This is a genomic window from Lactobacillus sp. PSON (genome assembly GCF_052615405.1).
In genome coordinates, this window is the sequence record NZ_JBQXFW010000001.1 from 24,488 (window position 1) to 41,835 (window position 17,348).

16 protein-coding genes are annotated in these 17,348 nt (G+C 32.9%); 2 read left to right on the forward strand and 14 right to left on the reverse strand.

Going from position 1 to position 17,348, the window contains the following annotated elements; genetic code table 11:
* Positions 1–17: 17 nt before the first annotated feature.
* Positions 18–740: a C39 family peptidase gene (locus ACTHPI_RS00130; RefSeq protein WP_445352148.1), complete on the forward strand. Its 723-nt coding sequence runs from the start codon at positions 18–20 to the stop codon at positions 738–740.
* A 147-nt stretch (positions 741–887) separates the two neighbouring features.
* Positions 888–2,636 carry an SLAP domain-containing protein gene (locus tag ACTHPI_RS00135; protein ID WP_445352149.1) on the forward strand — a complete coding sequence of 583 codons (1,749 nt, stop codon included), beginning with the start codon at positions 888–890 and terminating at the stop codon, positions 2,634–2,636.
* A 57-nt stretch (positions 2,637–2,693) separates the two neighbouring features.
* Here ACTHPI_RS00135 and ACTHPI_RS00140 read toward each other — a convergent pair whose 3' ends face one another.
* From ACTHPI_RS00140 to ACTHPI_RS00205, 14 genes are all read right to left on the reverse strand, one after another.
* Positions 2,694–3,716, reverse strand: coding sequence for a serine hydrolase domain-containing protein (locus tag ACTHPI_RS00140; RefSeq protein WP_445352150.1), 1,023 nt, complete (start codon positions 3,714–3,716; stop codon positions 2,694–2,696).
* 149 nt (positions 3,717–3,865) lie between these two features.
* Complete coding sequence (locus tag ACTHPI_RS00145) at positions 3,866–4,717, reverse strand: DNA/RNA non-specific endonuclease (RefSeq protein ID WP_445352151.1); 852 nt, start codon at positions 4,715–4,717, stop codon at positions 3,866–3,868.
* On the reverse strand, positions 4,717–5,400 hold the full coding sequence (locus ACTHPI_RS00150; RefSeq protein ID WP_445352152.1) for a sunset domain-containing protein: 684 nt from the start codon (positions 5,398–5,400) through the stop codon (positions 4,717–4,719). The genes ACTHPI_RS00145 and ACTHPI_RS00150 overlap by 1 nt, the downstream gene beginning before the upstream one ends.
* Positions 5,401–5,409: 9 nt before the next feature.
* Complete coding sequence (locus tag ACTHPI_RS00155) at positions 5,410–5,754, reverse strand: sunset domain-containing protein (protein WP_445352153.1); 345 nt, start codon at positions 5,752–5,754, stop codon at positions 5,410–5,412.
* A 152-nt stretch (positions 5,755–5,906) separates the two neighbouring features.
* The gene (locus ACTHPI_RS00160; protein WP_445352154.1) at positions 5,907–7,097 is read right to left on the reverse strand and encodes an SEC10/PgrA surface exclusion domain-containing protein; all 1,191 of its coding nucleotides are present in this window, start codon (positions 7,095–7,097) and stop codon (positions 5,907–5,909) included.
* A 445-nt stretch (positions 7,098–7,542) separates the two neighbouring features.
* Positions 7,543–9,729: a glycoside hydrolase family 68 protein gene (locus tag ACTHPI_RS00165; RefSeq protein WP_445352155.1), complete on the reverse strand. Its 2,187-nt coding sequence runs from the start codon at positions 9,727–9,729 to the stop codon at positions 7,543–7,545.
* A gap of 137 nt (positions 9,730–9,866) precedes the next feature.
* Positions 9,867–10,853 (reverse strand): dTDP-4-dehydrorhamnose reductase, encoded by a 987-nt coding sequence (rfbD, locus tag ACTHPI_RS00170; protein WP_445352156.1) that lies wholly within the window; start codon positions 10,851–10,853, stop codon positions 9,867–9,869.
* A gap of 13 nt (positions 10,854–10,866) precedes the next feature.
* Complete coding sequence (gene rfbC / locus ACTHPI_RS00175; protein ID WP_445352157.1) at positions 10,867–11,475, reverse strand: dTDP-4-dehydrorhamnose 3,5-epimerase; 609 nt, start codon at positions 11,473–11,475, stop codon at positions 10,867–10,869.
* Positions 11,476–11,497: 22 nt separating this feature from the next.
* Positions 11,498–12,382 carry a glucose-1-phosphate thymidylyltransferase RfbA gene (rfbA, locus tag ACTHPI_RS00180; RefSeq protein WP_445352158.1) on the reverse strand — a complete coding sequence of 295 codons (885 nt, stop codon included), beginning with the start codon at positions 12,380–12,382 and terminating at the stop codon, positions 11,498–11,500.
* A 5-nt stretch (positions 12,383–12,387) separates the two neighbouring features.
* A complete protein-coding gene (rfbB, locus tag ACTHPI_RS00185) occupies positions 12,388–13,425 on the reverse strand; it encodes a dTDP-glucose 4,6-dehydratase (RefSeq protein ID WP_445352159.1) in 1,038 nt (345 codons plus the stop codon).
* Between the two features lie 84 nt (positions 13,426–13,509).
* On the reverse strand, positions 13,510–14,688 hold the full coding sequence (locus tag ACTHPI_RS00190) for a MerR family transcriptional regulator (RefSeq protein WP_445352160.1): 1,179 nt from the start codon (positions 14,686–14,688) through the stop codon (positions 13,510–13,512).
* Between the two features lie 4 nt (positions 14,689–14,692).
* Positions 14,693–15,496, reverse strand: coding sequence for a hypothetical protein (locus ACTHPI_RS00195; RefSeq protein WP_445352161.1), 804 nt, complete (start codon positions 15,494–15,496; stop codon positions 14,693–14,695).
* 153 nt (positions 15,497–15,649) lie between these two features.
* Entirely contained in the window at positions 15,650–16,033 is a 384-nt protein-coding gene (locus ACTHPI_RS00200) for a hypothetical protein (protein WP_445352162.1), read from the reverse strand.
* 476 nt (positions 16,034–16,509) lie between these two features.
* On the reverse strand, positions 16,510–17,328 hold the full coding sequence (locus tag ACTHPI_RS00205; protein ID WP_445352163.1) for a BRCT domain-containing protein: 819 nt from the start codon (positions 17,326–17,328) through the stop codon (positions 16,510–16,512).
* Positions 17,329–17,348 lie beyond the last annotated feature (20 nt).

Here is a 17,348-nt window from a genome sequence, read left to right on the forward strand (position 1 = left end):
ATGATTAAATACTTGCTATGGAATCAAGAAGAAATTTACAAAAAAATAAACAAAATAATCGACTCGTAATTTTAGGCATCCCTTTAATCATTCTGCTCACTGTAATCGGATTAAATTTTCAAAAAATTCAAGACCAATGGAACTGGTTAACTATGAAGCAAGAGCAAAAACTTGATGTACCTGAAATAAAGCAACTCCCTGACTTACCTAATGGGTGTGAAGTTACATCTTTAGCAATGCTGCTTAATTATTATAAAATTAATGTTTCAAAAGATACTCTAGCAAGTCAAATCAAACATGTAGATTCTTATACTCAAGATGGAAAAATGCGCGGAAATCCACATGTAGGATTTGTTGGTTCAATGAGTGTTCAAAATGCTGGGTGGTGTGTATACAATGAACCACTTTATAATGTGGCACGTAAATATACTAATCGAATTCAAAATTACACCGGACATAATTTCATAGATGTATTAAAACTAGTATCCGATGGACATCCCGTAATGATTATCACTACTCTTACATTTAACCATGTAGATGATATGCAAGCTTGGAATACTCCTCAAGGAAAAGTCAAGGTAACTCCTTCAAGTCATGCCTGCGTAATTACTGGATATAACAAAAAAACTAAAAAAGTTTATGTTAATGATCCATACGGCACAAAAAACAAAACAATCAACTGGAAAAATATTGAAAAAAGTTATAATCAACAAGGAAAGCAAGCTTTATATATAAGTTAAAATTAAAAATATAATTCTTACATTTTTCTTACTTTTCGTGTACATTGTTTTATCCTGCTTGCTTTTTATAAAGAGGTTCAATAAAATACAGATAGAGTGAGTAAAATGTCTACTTATTCGTTTGTATTTTAAGGAGAAATTTATATAATGAAGAAAAATGTACGTATGATTAGTGCAGCAGCTGCTGCACTATTAGCAGTTGCTCCTGTAGCAACAAATGCTATTGCAACCAATAGTAATATTGTCAATGCTGCTTCAAGTAAAAAAACCACTAAAGTTACACCAAAAAAGAACGTTGTAACTATTACTGCTGGTACTCAAACTGTTAATATCAAGAGTTCAGTAAAACCTTCAGAAATTAACAAAGATTGGGTACAAAAGAATATCTCTTCCTCAACTGGTAACATTATTTCTGTAAATGATGTTAAGGCTGACGAAACTATTGGTAATTCATTTGAAGGTGGAAAAAATTACAAGTATACCGCAAATGTTGCCATTGGTGGTTTAGATAGTTCAAAGAATACTTATCAAGATGCTTCTGGAAAGACACTTTCAGTAAGCAACAATATCATTACTAGTGTTCCTATTACTTTTACCATCCATGTTTATGATTCAAGTAATACTAGTGTTCCATTCTTTTCATATAATGGACAAAAGGTAACTGGTGGAGTTGTTCCAATTACCAACCCAGTTCAAATTAAGAAGGGTGAAACTCCTGCAGCTATTTTAAATACAGCTAAATCAGGTTTAACTGTTTACAATCAAGAAGGTCAATCCTCAACTGGTGATATTTCAACCACTGCTTCACAAGTTCAAGATCAACTTACTAAGCAAGGTGTAACTTTTAAAGATGGTAAAGTTGAAAACATCCCAAGCAGTTTCTTAAATATTACTTTAACTGGTACTAGTTCAATCAATGGTAATACTGTTCAAGTAACTGTTCCATTTGCTGGTTCTACAACAGTAACTAGTGGTGAACCAAAAATCAATATTACTGAAAATGGTGCCGCAACTACTAAGACCATCTTCCAAGTAGCAGCTGGTAGCAACTTTAACCCACTTGACTTTACTACAAGCAACGGTGATTCAGTTAAGTTCTCAGCTCAACAAAGCAACACTAATACTCAAGCTGCTAGTTTAGCTGCTACTTCAAACCCAGTTAATACTTCAGAAGAAGGCCGTTTCTATAACGTAACTTTAACTGCAACTAACAGTAACAATAAAACTTCTAAGCTTACTTACACTATTTTAGTTGTTTCAAATGGTCAACAAGAAGTTTATACTAATGCTGAAACTTACAACATGTATGGTAACAACCCTGTAGCTACTGGTAGCACAATTAATGCTGGTACAAAGGTTTACGTAAGTGATGATACTAGAACCATTAACAATGTATCTTACTCAAAGATTTCAACTCAATCTAAGACTGATGCAAACAACGGTAATACTTGGATCAAGACTTCAACTCTTGTAAAGCCACAAGTTACTGAAAAGACTGAAACTAAGACAGTTATGGTTGAATCACGTGCATTTGATAAAGATGGTAATTACTTAAACCACAACTTTGAAACTTACTCAGACATTGACATCGTTCCAACTGTTGTTACTATCAAGGGTAAGACTTACTACAAAGTTGGTGACAAGTACAAAGTTGACGGAAAAGATACTTATGTTCGTGTAACTAACATTACTGGTAATAAGCGTACTTTAAAGCACAATGCTTACATTTACTGGTCATCATACCGTCGCACACCTGGCACTACTAAGTACTACAAGGGTCAAACTATCACAACTTATGGTGCTCCATACAAGTTCAAGAACGGTAAGAAATACTACCGTATTGAAGGTTGTCGTGACAACAACAAGAGATACATCAAGTCTGTTAACTTTTATTAATAAAAATTAACTAAACAAAAGACCTAAACTCTGCCATACGCAGACTTAGGTCTTTTTCTATTGCGCAATATTCTTGTAAATTTGGGTAACTTTGTTAGATAAATCGTTAAAGTTGCCGCCAGTATTTGTCTGAAAAATCACCGCATCTTTTCCATCTTTAGAAATTCGTAAAAACGTAAAATAATTATATCCGGCTCCATTAGCACTAAAGTAAGAACCATTATCATAAAAACCACCACGATAATGTGGAGAATTATTTCCTGTACCATAAATAACTACGCGGCTATTATCAGATAGTAATTTTTCATCAAGTAAACTTTCAGTTGTATTATATAAATCATCATTAGACATCGCTACGCTTCCTGCTCCCAATAGTCCATGTACTGCATTCATGTCTACAGGTTTAGTTGCAGGCGCCAACTGAATCCTATTCTTAGTAGCATCATCATTCCACATGAAACCAGTGTGTTTTAATTTCAATGGATCAGTATACATATTATTGAAAAGTTGTTCATAACTCTGCCCAGTTGCTTTTTCTAAAATATGGCTAAGCAAGGCATAGTTCACATCTTGATAATTCCACTGACCCAGTTTACTTTGGTCAAAATTCAAACTTGAAATCAATTTATTAACATTATCATCATCGTTTTGATATGGAGAATTGCCTAAGGCAGATGCTGTTAAGCCACTGGTCATTTCAAGCAAATTCATCACACTAATTTTATCTCCGCCGAGGATATTGGGATAAAATTGATTTAATTTAGCATTTAAGTCTAACTTATGAGCATCAACTTGTTGCATAACTAACCCAGCAGTTAGGATTTTTTGAGTCGAATTAATTAAATAGGCAGAATTAGGATTGTTAGCAGTTGTTAATTGCCATGCTTTTTTGCGATCTTTATAAACTGTTACTGTGCCTTTAAATTGTGACTCTTTTACCGTATTTTGAATTTGAGTAATTTGATCTTGTGTAAGACTTGGACCAGTAGCATTAGGGTTAGTTTGCGGCTTAAAAATAAAATAGCCTATAAGATATGCTGTTAGTAAAAGTCCTATTAAGATTAAAAATTTTTTCTTCATTATATAAGTCCTTGATTTAATAATTCATAAAACTATTTTACACCCGAATTTATTTCCTAGAAAATGTAGTTTTATATTTTTAATTTTATAAAATAGCTATGCTTAGTTCTATCTAACTAAAAAAGCCCAAGTTTAACTTGAGCTTTTTATTATTCTATTCGACTTGTTCCATCTGTGTAATTCAATTTTACACCATCTTGAACATTGAAGATATACACATTGAAGTGAACACTATTTGAAGAAACAGATTGTCCTTCCATTTCAACCCCGCGCGCCAAAAGTTCACTACCTCTAAAAATCGGCGTTACACGATAGCGAACATAGTTCTTAGGACTTTGCTTAATATAATCCGCAACTTCATTTTCATAACGAAGCATATCTGGATCATTTAATTGACGAGTTCCTGTCATTAAGTTCTTCAAATTATTATTTTGTCCAGTTAGCTGATACCCAATCAAGTGGCAACGATTGTAAAGCCATCCACTAGAAATACGCTTATTGTGCCAACCAGTTGGATTAACGTGAAGTGCTTCGCGTTTGCTAGTCGGCATTAAAGATTGATTAAGTAGTGCATTTGCTGCAGTGACACGATTTTCACTATCAAGATTGCCATAACGTTGCCAAGCACCTTGACTTGTACTTAAATCACTCTTAGAAAATTCTGGCTCATTATTATTCACTGTAATCACATTTTGACCAGAATAATTGAGACTTGCCAGTTTTGCCTGACTAACTGATTCGACACTATGAGCACCAGAATATTTTTTAAGTTGATTTCTTAAAGCTGCAATTTTCTTATCTAACGATTGAATATGCTTTTCTTTTTTATTATTATCAGCTTCAATTTTGGTAGCTTTTTCTTCATCACTTCGATCATATTTATACTTAGTGATAACTTTATCTTTTGCTAAAACTAGTCCATCAATAGCCTGATTATTATAACCGACTATCCCTAGTAAAACCAGACATGTTGAAGCAATTGTTAAAAATCTTCTCTTCATTATCTCTTAGCCTTTCGATATCCTGCATTAATTGCATCTTGCTCTGAATCAAAGTAAACCGCGTTTGCAGAATTCATTCTGTAGCCAGCTTGACCTGGAGTATGATAAATGTGGGAATTGACATTTCCAACAATTTTTCCAGTTTCAGCGGTATTCATATCGCCTCCACGACCAGCTCCAGTACCAGAATCAGAATCATTATCAGAATCATCATCTGACTTTTGAATATCTTCGGCTTCACGCTTTTGTTTTGCGACTCTTCTGGCAGCTTTTTGTTCTTCTGATTTTTGCTTTTTTGCTGCTTCCTCAGCTTGTTCTTTTTCCGCTTGTTCTTTTTCTTTTTGTGAATCTAATTCATCTTTGAGCTTTTCATATTCAGCTTCTTTTTTAGCTTCTTCTTTTGCTAAGAGTTTATTTTTGGTTTTTGCACTAGCAAGTTCAGCTTTTCCTACCTTTTTTACAACATAATGAACCCGCGGTTTCGATGCACTTTCGGCACTTTCACTATCATCAGAAATGTTGTTCATCCAAGTTATAAATAGTGCAAAAACAACTACTAATGATCCAATACTTGACCAAGCAATTTGATGTTTTCCACGAAAAATATATTTCTTAAGCAGATAATATGGAATTAAATAATACCAAAAAAGTATCCAGCGAATTATATTCCAAAATTTTTGCATTCTAGTCACCTATCTCAATGACTTACGGTAACCAGCGGCACGTGCTGCAGCTTCAGACTTGAAGTAAACTGCATTTCCGCGATTCATGCGATAACTATGCTGGCGATAAACATGATAGATATGTGATTTTTTATTACCAATAATTACTGGTCTAGTTGAAGTGTAAATCTTGGTGCGATCAACATAATGGCGCGTACGTTTCTTGTGAGTTTTACGTGTACGTCTTCTATGTCTTCTTCTAGCTGCATTTACAACTTGCGCATCGTTATGATTGATAGTTTGCTCAACATCAATTACTCCCACAGTCATTGATAAGCTAACCATCAACGCAATCAATAATCTTTTTACTTTCATTTTCTTTTCCTCCCAAAAATCAATACTACATTTTAAGATTTTACACTTTTTTGAATTTATTTTGGAGATTTTTCACTAAAAAGTTAATTTTAGTGAATTTTTGAGAGAAAAAATAAGACATGTTTTACTTAAACATGTCCTAATCAATTTATTTATCTTACATTACTTGGAATACTAATATAATGGACTGAATTCCAACCACCAACTCGTGAATACGAAATAGCAAATGGATTGTTCTGCGTATTAGCGTTCCAATCTTCATCACTATGACCACTCATAATATCTGCAGCATGATGATATTCATCGGTATTAAACAAGAAACAAGTAATCCCATTATATACCATTCCTTTTAAATCAGTCATAGTTTTAGGCTTGTCAGTCGTATCACCATACATATCTTCAACTTGATTAACACCATCTAAATCATAGCCATGTTTAGCTGCAACTTCTACAATTCCCGAAACGTAATGGTCACCATCTTGAATTCCGCGCTTATCTTTTTGATATTTTGCAGCAATGTCATCGGCTAAATTTTGAGCATCATCACTATAATACCAAGCTGGACGACCTAATTGACTGCGTGCTTCATTAATTAGGTTCAAAGCAAATTTACTGATTGTTTGTTCTTGTTCCTTAGTTAAATGAAGTGGGTCAAGCTTTTCTTTATCATCTTGTGAAGATTCTGAAATAAAATTATTTATTTTATCTCCTTCTTCTGAAGCCTTGTTCATTTGTTCAGTAGGATTATTATCTGCTTCTTCAAGTCCAGCTAAAGTATAGGTCTTTGGAAGCTTAATATGATTAGTACCATGGTAGGTATATTCAATATCTACACTATCTTTTGAACCATCTGGATAAACAATATTTACTGTACCATTATTTTGACCATCTGCTTTAAATTCAGGTGTAGAATCTTTATCCCAGCTAAACTTGGTTCCAGCTGGTAAACTTGAAGCATTTTCTACAACAGTCTTTGCATCTGGCAAACTAGGATTATTATCTAAATTTATGTCAGTATTTTTAGTTACAACTGGTTTATAAATTTGATTGTCTTTTTTATAATTCTTAACAGATCTTTTGACAGTCTTGGAGATATTGGTCTTGCGAACATATTGATTCTTACCAATTCGCCAGTAATACTTACCCTTAATCTTTTTCAAGCCAGAAGTCTTAATACTCTTACCACGGCGCAATAACTTATGTTTAGTTCGTTTTCCTTTAGCATTATACACATATGAATTATGTGTTACATGCATAGTAGCCGCATCTACTGTGTCAGTTGCGATTGTCCCTATTGTAAGAATTGCACTTGCTGCAATTAATGGAATGATATTTTTCTTCATTTTTTACTCCTCCACGAAATTTATGTTTTTATTATAACTCAAATATTTCCCAGGAATTAATTTTGCACTATTTATTTTAAAATTAAAGTTCATCCTTTATGTTCAGTAAATTTTTAATTTGCCTTTTGTAATGTGTCATCCTCACATTAGCAAATTCTACATATTAATCCACATATTTTTTAATATTATAAATAACTTGAGTGTCATTCCTATCCCTTAAACGTCCAACACATTTAAAACAAAACTTATTATTTTTTAAACTACAATACTGGTATCTATTAGAAGTTGAGAAGTAGTTGTTGCAATAGTCTCAAAACAACTAAACCAGCTGCTATAAACGTAATAATATCCTTCTTATTGTTTTTTATCTTTATTTTGCCAAAAAGTTATTATTTCCCAGGAAATAAAAAAGCCATGCTTTCATATCGAAAACATGACTTCTTAATTAAGCTTTTTGAGTTTTGAGGAAACTACGATCAGTTGGTTCACCTTTAAGATGTGCACCTTTAATAGTCTTAACAAGCATCTTCTTGTTAACGCTCTTCTTATCGTATACCCAATCACCTTGGTTAGTAGCTTTTTGTACTACTGAAGTTTTATCACCATTAACTTTAATAATGAATGAAGGAGATAGAGTTGAAATCTTACCTTCTCCAGCAGCCATACCACGATTAGTCATATACGCATTAACAAGTAATTCGTTTTTGCTACCTTTTACTGGAACAGCATAGTATGAATAAGTTGAAGTTCTCCAATTAAATGGCACACTTGCAACTAATACAGTACCATCTCCATTAAGTGGTTTGTAGCCATAATCAAGATGATCTGATACCCAACCAAGCATGGCAACATTATCACCGATTTTTTTATCTGCTTCTTGCCATAAATCGTCACCAGTACCACGGTTAAGACGAGTAGTAGCAAATAAGTAATATTTACCATTTAAAGGTACAACATTAGCACGTTCAATTTCATCAGAAACCATTAAACTAGTAACAAGTGGTGCCATTACTTTAGCAACTTTTGGATTATTTTCATTCTTAGTTAATTCAATAATACCAATAGCCGCATTAGCCCAAGTTGCACGGCTAGTCATATCAGCATTAGAAGTAATCTTCAAGAAATTGTTGATTGCTTCCTTATTAGTTCCACCGTAATTTTGCCAGTTATAAATTTGATCTGCACTTTGGTAGTTATGATCACCAGTTGAAGCCTCGAATACTAAATAGCGACGTCCTTTAACTTCAATAACGTGAGCATCACGCATTGCAACGTTATCGGCACCTTTATTAGTTGACTTCCATTGGTCATAAGTTTGGTAGTAAGCACCATCACCTTCAAAAATGACATGGCGATTGCTTCTTTTAGCAATTGTAATCTTATTTTTCTTCTTATTTACATTCAACTTCAAATTAACAGTTGAAATCTTTTGATGGTTAGTATTTTCAGTGGTATCTACATCTGTGTAGAATAATTGAATTGTACCATTCTTATTAACAGTAGCTGAACCTGACCATTCTTGATGCTTTGGAGTAGCTTTGTAGCCAAAAATTGCTCCAGCTGTCTTCCAGTGACTGAAATTATTGTCATTATACTTATTGTATAACAAATAAATGTGGGCATCATTTTGCTTTGGAATACCCATCATAGCAATCATTAATTGGTATCCTTTGTAATTAGCTACCTTCATAGTCTTAGCATCTTGAACTGGCCATGCATCCCAAATTTCAAGAGTTTCAACTTTTCCAGTTTGAGCATCACGAGTTCTAAGAGCAGGCATGTTCTTCATAAGCTTAGCATTGAAGTAAGGAACACGGTACTTCTTGTTCTGCTTAAGCATCTTATTAGCAACACCAGCATATTCAGCATAAGTCCACTTAGTGCTATTGTCTAGATTGCTTCCTTTGAAATCAATCTTATTAATTTGTTCAATTTGATCCTTAGTTAAAGAACTAAGACTAATTTCAGCATCAGCTAATACTTCTAAAGCTGAACTACTTAACTTAAATTTAGATTCCTCTTTTTTATCAGTTTGAGTATCAGAACTAGTTGAAATTGATGGTACTAAGTTAACCTTGTCACCATTACTATGCACAGTATCTGGTAAAACCACATTACCTACAGTAGGTTCATTAGCTGGTTGAACATCAATATCAACTTGAACTTCATTCTTGTTAGTTTGAGCTGTATTATTAGCTTGATTTGTATTATTATTCAAATCCTGAGTGGTGTTATCAGTCTTTGAGTCTTCCTTAGTTGGTACGATTTCTTTAGTAGTGTTAGTAGCTTCAGTTGCAGTAGTATTAGTTGCAGCTTTATCAGTATTAACTGTGGCTTTAGGATTTACTGTAGCGGTTTTATCAGTTTCAGTCTTAGATTCCTTATCTGTAGTGGTTGGGGTAGGTATTTTTACTCCCCCATTTTGCTTTTGAGTAGCTACATTATTAGTGGTGGTCTTGGAATCAGCAACAGTTTTTTGAGTTTCTTTATTATTTTGATTATTAGTTTGAACAACATCTGCACCTTTAACAGTATCAGCATGAACTGTTTGGCTAGTATTTGCAGTGTACAAACTAAGCAAAACTGCAGTTGACATTAGTGTTATAATTGAACGCTTTTTGTTAATAATCATTTGTTCCTCCCTATATTTAGCGGTGTAATTATATCATGTTAAGGGAGCTTTTGAAAGACAGTATGGCGGTGTAAGTGGTTTCATTGGTAATTTTATACAAAAAAATCAAGCAATCTTTCGACTGCTTGATTTTAATTTTACTTATTTAATTCATCAAAGAAACCTTGTTTCTTCAAAATTTCTAAGTACCGACTAACTGCATCTGGCCAAGTTGGTAACGGCTTAAAGCCATTTTCAGTAAGTTTAGTCTTATCAAGCCGAGAATTAAAAGGACGAACCGCTTTAGATAATCCATATTCCACAGTAGTTACTGGAGTAACTTTAGTAGTGTAATTTGCTTGACGATAAATTTCTTTAGTAAAATCATACCATGAAATGTAGCCAGTTTTAGTACCATTTTCATCATAATCACCTCGGCTAGGCGCAAGTTCACTATTAGTTGCATGATAATAACCATACTTATCACTTTCAATCATATCAACAAGTAAACGGGCTAAGTCAAAGGTATAAGTCGGAGTACCAATTTGATCATCTACAACCTTGACTTCATCATGATTTGAACCAACCTTGAGCATTGTTTTTATAAAGTTAGAACCATTGACACCAAATACCCATGCAATACGAACAATGAAGTATTTATCTAAAGTATTAGCAACGGCTTCTTCACCACCAAGCTTAGTTTCGCCATAAACATTCATTGGCTTATAACCTTTGAAGTCTGGTTTCCACGGCTTAGTTCCTTGACCATCAAAGACATAATCAGTTGAAATGTAAACCATTGGCACATCAAGCTTTTTAGCAACATTTGCAATATTTTGAGTACCATTGACATTCACATTTTTAACGGCTTCTACCTTATCATCATCTTCTGCCATATCAACTGCAGTCCAAGCAGCACAGTGAATAATTACATCAGGATTTACTTCCGTGATTACCTTATCAACTGCATCCCCATCAGTGATATCTAATGAAATATATGGGGCAGATGTAACACTACTACCATCTTTTACACCTGCATATTCAGGTGCTAAGTCAGAACCCACGCCTTCATAATTGCGCTTAGCAAGTTCATTCATTACATCATGGCCCAATTGACCATTGACTCCAGTTACGAAAACTTTCATTGATTTCTCCTAACTAAAACTTAAAGGTATCCTTGATGCCTTTCCATTCTTGATCACGATCAATCATATTAAGCTTGGTGCCATCTTCTAATTCATAACCAGCAGCTGAACCATTTCCTGGGTATTCACCTTTAAGATGTGGCCATTCAATACCAATTTCAGGGTCATTCCATACAAGACCACCTTCATCATTTGGATGCCAAAAATCATCAACCTTATAAGCAAATTCTGCAAAATCACTCAAAACAAGATAACCATGTGCAAAACCACGAGGAATCAAAAATTGCTTCTTGTTTTCTTCAGTAAGTTCTACCCCATACCACTTACCATAAGTTCTAGAATCAGTTCTAAGGTCAACTGCAACGTCAAATACTGATCCACGAACAGCACGAACTAACTTAATTTGTGGATAATGCTTTTGAAAGTGAAGGCCACGAAGTACACCCTTAGTAGAACTTGATTGATTATCTTGAACAAAATTTATACTAAAACCAGCATCCATCATGTCTCTTTGATTAAATGTTTCCATGAAATAACCACGATTATCACCGTGAACAGTTGGAGTAATAACTGCTAATCCTTCAATACCACCAACATTTTTTTCAACTTTAATTTGTCCCATTTTTAATCTTCTTTCCTAAAAACTAGTAACGCAATTTTCCTTCAGCAACCGACTTTAAATGTTGACCATATGGACTCTTACCATAACGCTTAGCTGCTTCAACTAATGTATCTTTATCAATCCAGCCATGAGTAAAGGCAATTTCTTCAGGCGCAGACACTGAAACTCCAGCTCTTTCTTCAGTCATTTTAACAAAGTTTCCAGCATCAACTAAACTTTGCATAGTTCCCGTATCAAGCCATGCATAACCACGTCCAAGAAGTTGAACACCTAAATTGTTATCATTTAAATACATTTCATTTAAACTAGTGATTTCAACTTCGCCACGTTCACTTGGCTTAACTTGAGCAGCTCTTTCACTAACATCTCCTGGATAAAAATATAGACCAGTTACTGCATAGTTACTCTTAGGATTTTCTGGTTTTTCTTCAATTGAGATTGCGTTACCCTTATTATCGAAATCAACAACACCAAAACGCTCTGGATCATTTACATAATAACCAAATACAGTAGCCTTACCTGCTTGAGCATCTTTAGTTGCTTTTTTAAGTAAATCAGTAAAGCCATTTCCATAAAAGATATTATCACCCAAAACCATAGCACAAGGTTCACCATTAATGAAATCTTTGCCTAAAGTAAAGGCTTGAGCTAATCCATCAGGACTTGGTTGTACTTTATAACTTAACTTAATACCAAATTGTGATCCATCACCAAGCAACTCTTCAAAACGCGGTGTATCTTGAGGAGTTGAAATAACCAAAATATCCTTAATTCCAGCTAACATCAAGGTAGACAGTGGGTAATAAATCATTGGTTTATCATAAACAGGCAATAATTGCTTGCTAGTTACTAAAGTCAATGGATATAGACGTGTACCTGATCCACCTGCTAAAATAATTCCCTTCATTAATATTAGTCCTTATCTAAAACTTTCTTATTACCATACATTTCATCGTAGTAGTTTTGATAATCACCAGAAATGATGTTTTCCCACCATTCCTTATTATCTAAGTACCATTGAATAGTCTTCTTAATACCATCTTTAAACATGGTTTCTGAAAGCCAACCTAATTCATTATGAATTTTTTCTGGATCAATTGCATAACGACGATCATGGCCTTTACGATCAGTAACATGTTCAATTAATGAGTAAGGTTTATCTAAGTAGTCACAAATAAGCTTAACAATATCAATATTGTGCATTTCGTTGTGACCACCGATGTTGTAGACTTCACTAGGAGTACCCTTTTCTAAGATAAGGTCAATCGCCTTGCAGTGATCTTCTACATAAAGCCAGTCACGAACGTTTTTACCATCGCCATAAACTGGTAATTTTTCATCATTAAGTGCTCTTTGAATCATTAATGGAATCAACTTTTCTGGGAATTGATATGGACCGTAATTGTTAGAACAACGTGAAATTGTTACTGGTAAGTGGTAAGTTCTACCATACGCACCAACTAGTAAGTCAGCACTTGCCTTACTTGATGAATAAGGGCTTGAAGTGTGAAGCGGTGTATCTTCGTGGAAGAATAAGTCAGGTCTATCCAGTGGTAAGTCACCATATACTTCATCAGTTGATACTTGGTGGAAACGCTTGATACCGTACTTACGACATGCATCCATTAAAACGGAAGTACCAATGATGTTAGTTTCAAGGAAAATTTCTGGATTTTCAATTGAACGATCAACGTGACTTTCTGCAGCAAAGTTAACTACAACATCAGGCTTTTCTTCTTCAAATAACTTGTAAACCCCATCACGATTGCAAATATCAAGCTTAACAAACTTGAAGTTAGGCTTATCCATTACATCTTTCAAGGTTGATAAGTTGCCTGCATAAGTTAATTTATCTAAACAAATGATTTCATAATCCGGGTGCTTCTTCATCATATAAAAAATAAAGTTTGAGCCGATAAAACCAGCACCACCAGTAACAATAACTTTCATATTAAATCCTCCACATTGAAAAAATTCAGGTTCATATGAAGTATACAACCTTACGTAACGTAAGTTTCAAGAGTAAATAAAAAATTATTTTTTTCTTCCTATAAAGTAGCCCACATCTTTACTAATATGAAAACCATCCTGAACCTTATCATCCACATATTGCTTAAAATCCTGATAATTATCTAATAAAATTGAGTTTTGATTACCATGACAAGACAAAATATAGGAAATTATTGGTATAGCTTCAGAGATTTCAATCGAATCATAATATTTATGACAAGAAATATTCCTAAAATATGGTTCAAGAATTTTTTGACCATTATCTAAACCAAATCGTTCATATAAGTTAGTAGAAGACAATACAATATTAGAATTGAAGCCTTGAACTAAATCAGTGATTTCATGCATATGTTTCTTAGAATAAGTGCTGCAAATAAAGCGTCCCTCTGACTTAAGAACTTGACTAACTTCACTTAAGACTTCTGAAATATCATCGCAATAAAAAAGCATGTGATCAGCAATTACAATATCAAAAGTTTCATCAGCAAACGGAATCTTTTCTGCATCAAAAACAGCATATTGAAACTGCGGATGATAACTAATCTCTTTTTTAGCATCTGCAAGTATTCCCTCGGAAATATCTGACAAAATAATCGTTACATCTTCAGGCACTTTATCAATATTCTGTGACCATAATGCACCATTACCTGCTCCTAATTCTAAAATTTTCATTCCAGGCTTCAAATGCAAATTACTATAAAGCCAAGGAAACCAACCTTCCTTATTAGTTGAATAATCACTGTGCAAGCGAATTCGAGCTGAAATATTAGTTGCATTCTTATATTGCACACTTAGAGACTGATTCATCGATGTTAAATGAATTAAATCTAGCATCTTACTCCAATCCACTTGCTGATTATCCTCTAGAGCATCCCTTGTTGAATCAATTGCATTAATCACATTCTTCATTTCTTCAAGGCGTTCTTCAGCAAGCCGCTTTTGAATTTGAAGCGAATTAATTAATAGTTGTGTGTCTCCAGACCCAATCGTCATTTCACGTATTTCTTCTAAAGAAAATCCTAGATATTTTAACAGTAGTATTTGTTGCAGTTTAACTAAGTCTTGTTCTGTATAACGTCGTGCGCCACCGCTTGTTCGTACTGCCGGTTTTAGTAAATTTTTTTGATCATAATAGCGAATTGTCCGAATCGACACATGTGCCTTTTTAGCAAATTCGCCACTTGTGTAGTATTTTGTTGGCATCTCTTTAGACTTTTAAATATCCTTTTTCAGCTAGTAAGTTCATATGTGCTTCAAAAAATTTAAGATAGTTTTTAAAAGGTATTTCATCAAGATGATCCTGTTGACTTAATTCATAAAGCTTTATTTCTGACAATAAAATTTTTAGTTTAGGCATCAATTTATATATCAATTCATATTTATGTATCGCCGTTTTTGATATTTGTCCATCTTCATTCACGACTGGTCTATTTAACATAATAAATCGAACAATACCGATAATTAAATCTGTAAACTCTACACCAATTTCTGTATTTTTAGGAATTAATTTTGATATTTGAATTTTAAAATTATTAAATCTATATAGGGCATGCTCATTTACTTGCTTTTTTATCTTTTTATCTAAATTTCTATTATGATATTCCGTTGAACTTTCAACATATACGTTTGCTATTACAGGAGTTAAATCACTTTGTTTCCTTAACAATCCATAAATCACTCTTTGAGGGACTTTCTCATAAATCATATCATTAATTTTACTAGCCAAAAGTGGATGATTTTTAAAATTAGATCTCTTATATGCCATAATATTTATATTCATCGCATCTTTTATTTTAAAAAACGCATCAAAAACTTCTACATAAAGTTCCAAACTATGAGGTTTATAATCTGTAAAGTGAAGCTTAATGGCATTCGACTTTAACTTTTCATTTAATTTTTGAATGCCTTCTTCTTTATAATAATCCTTAGGTATTGAAATTCCACCCATTAATGAGACATTATTTTTTTCTTTACCAGATTCATCCATATAAATATTTAATTGATTTTCCATAACATCATCCTTGACTAAATATGCTTTTTATGAGAATATAGATGTGTAATTAGATGCCTTATCCCAACGGATAAAGTCTATTACCTCGATAAATAAAATAAATACTTATGCACCTGCTCCTTATCCTTTTGGGATAAAAGCAGGTGTTTTATTTTATTTTTTTTCTACTTTAGCTTCCTTTAAATCAAACAACATTAAACTTTGATCGGGAATATATTTTCCTTTAATCTTATAGCTCACATTCTTTAAATCCCACCCCATTAAATTTACTAAATTATCTTTTAAAAGCGAATTATTCCATTGTACTTCCATTTTTTTACGCTCTGGATTTAAAAACTGTGTTTTTTGAATATCACTAGAGTTTGTAACTTTTATTGCAAATTCTTTACTATCATAGTTAATTAAAATATTTACATATCTGGGCATGCCTAACTGTACAATAGTTGCTTTTGAAAAGCGTATCCCATAGCTTGTAACAGTCATAGTATTTTCTCCAGTAGTAAAAGTAAATGCTTGAAATCCATTTAAATCAATCATATAAAACCCTCTATCTCACACTTATTTAGCTTTTATATCTTACCATATTTCTTGTATTTTTCATATATAGTGCACTATTTTCTTTGTAAAATTCTTTATAAGCCTTTATAGACCACAAAACTATACTATGATGTTTATTAAGATCATTTGGACATACTTTAAATGTATTACTATTTATCTGTTTTCCTTCATTCCAATTGATACCTTTAGGCAAAATTTCAATTAAGCTGCATCGCATATCCATTAGACGATATTAAATTGACATATTGCTGATTAAACAGATTAGTTTTCCACTTAAAATATTTTTTAGTAAATATATTGAACTAAACACTTGAGTTAAATAAGCGGTCATGATTTTGGTCTCAGTCTACAAAATAAATGTAACTAACTAACTCGGTTAGCATTTCACAATATATAATAGACAAAATAAAAAAGCCCCTCAAGTTAGAAACTTAAAGAGCTTTGAATAACTTTTATCAATTATTATAACTAGCAACTATATTTAAAAATTCTTCTTCTGTTAGGGTTTCTACATCAAATTCTTTAGCTTTCTTTTCTTTATTACTTATACCATCTTTTAACTCACCCAAAATAAAATAATCCGTTTTCTTTCCTGGAGTAATTTGAAACTTTCCGCCAATATCTGTAATTAATTGTGCGATTTCTTTTCTTGTATAACTACTTATTTCACCAGAAGCAGAAACGACTTTTCCATAAAATTTATTAGTAGAATCATGCTTCTCTGGATTATCTTCTAAATCACTAATACGGAATTTTTTATGCTTAGGTTGAATATTCTTGATAGTCAATTTTTTCTTGTTAAAATCTTCTTTAAGTTTTTGATAAACTTGACTTACTGACTCAATATCATCCCTCGCAATTAAATTATGTGTAGTATTCAACTGAAAGAATTTAATCATAATATCAAGTTTTGCACGTTGACTATTCTCAATATATTTAAATAATCTTTGAATATCAACAATATCATTAGGAAATGGTCTATTTAAGAAACTTAAATATGCATTACCAATGAAAGGCCAAAAATATGCGGTACGATTAACAACCACAATATCATTTCCAATAAAATCACTTAAGGATGCAAAAGCATTTACTGGATTATCCATAACATTTTCATTATCAAGCTGATCAACAAGCTTATTATTCTTATACTTTCTTGCTGAAAATTCAGTAATATCATCTGTGACAGAATTTAAATCTGCACTTTCTAACTGAACCACAGTAAAGTTTTGTGGTAAATCAATTATATTTTTTCCAGTATAACTCTTTTTATTCATCTACTCTTACTCACCTTCTA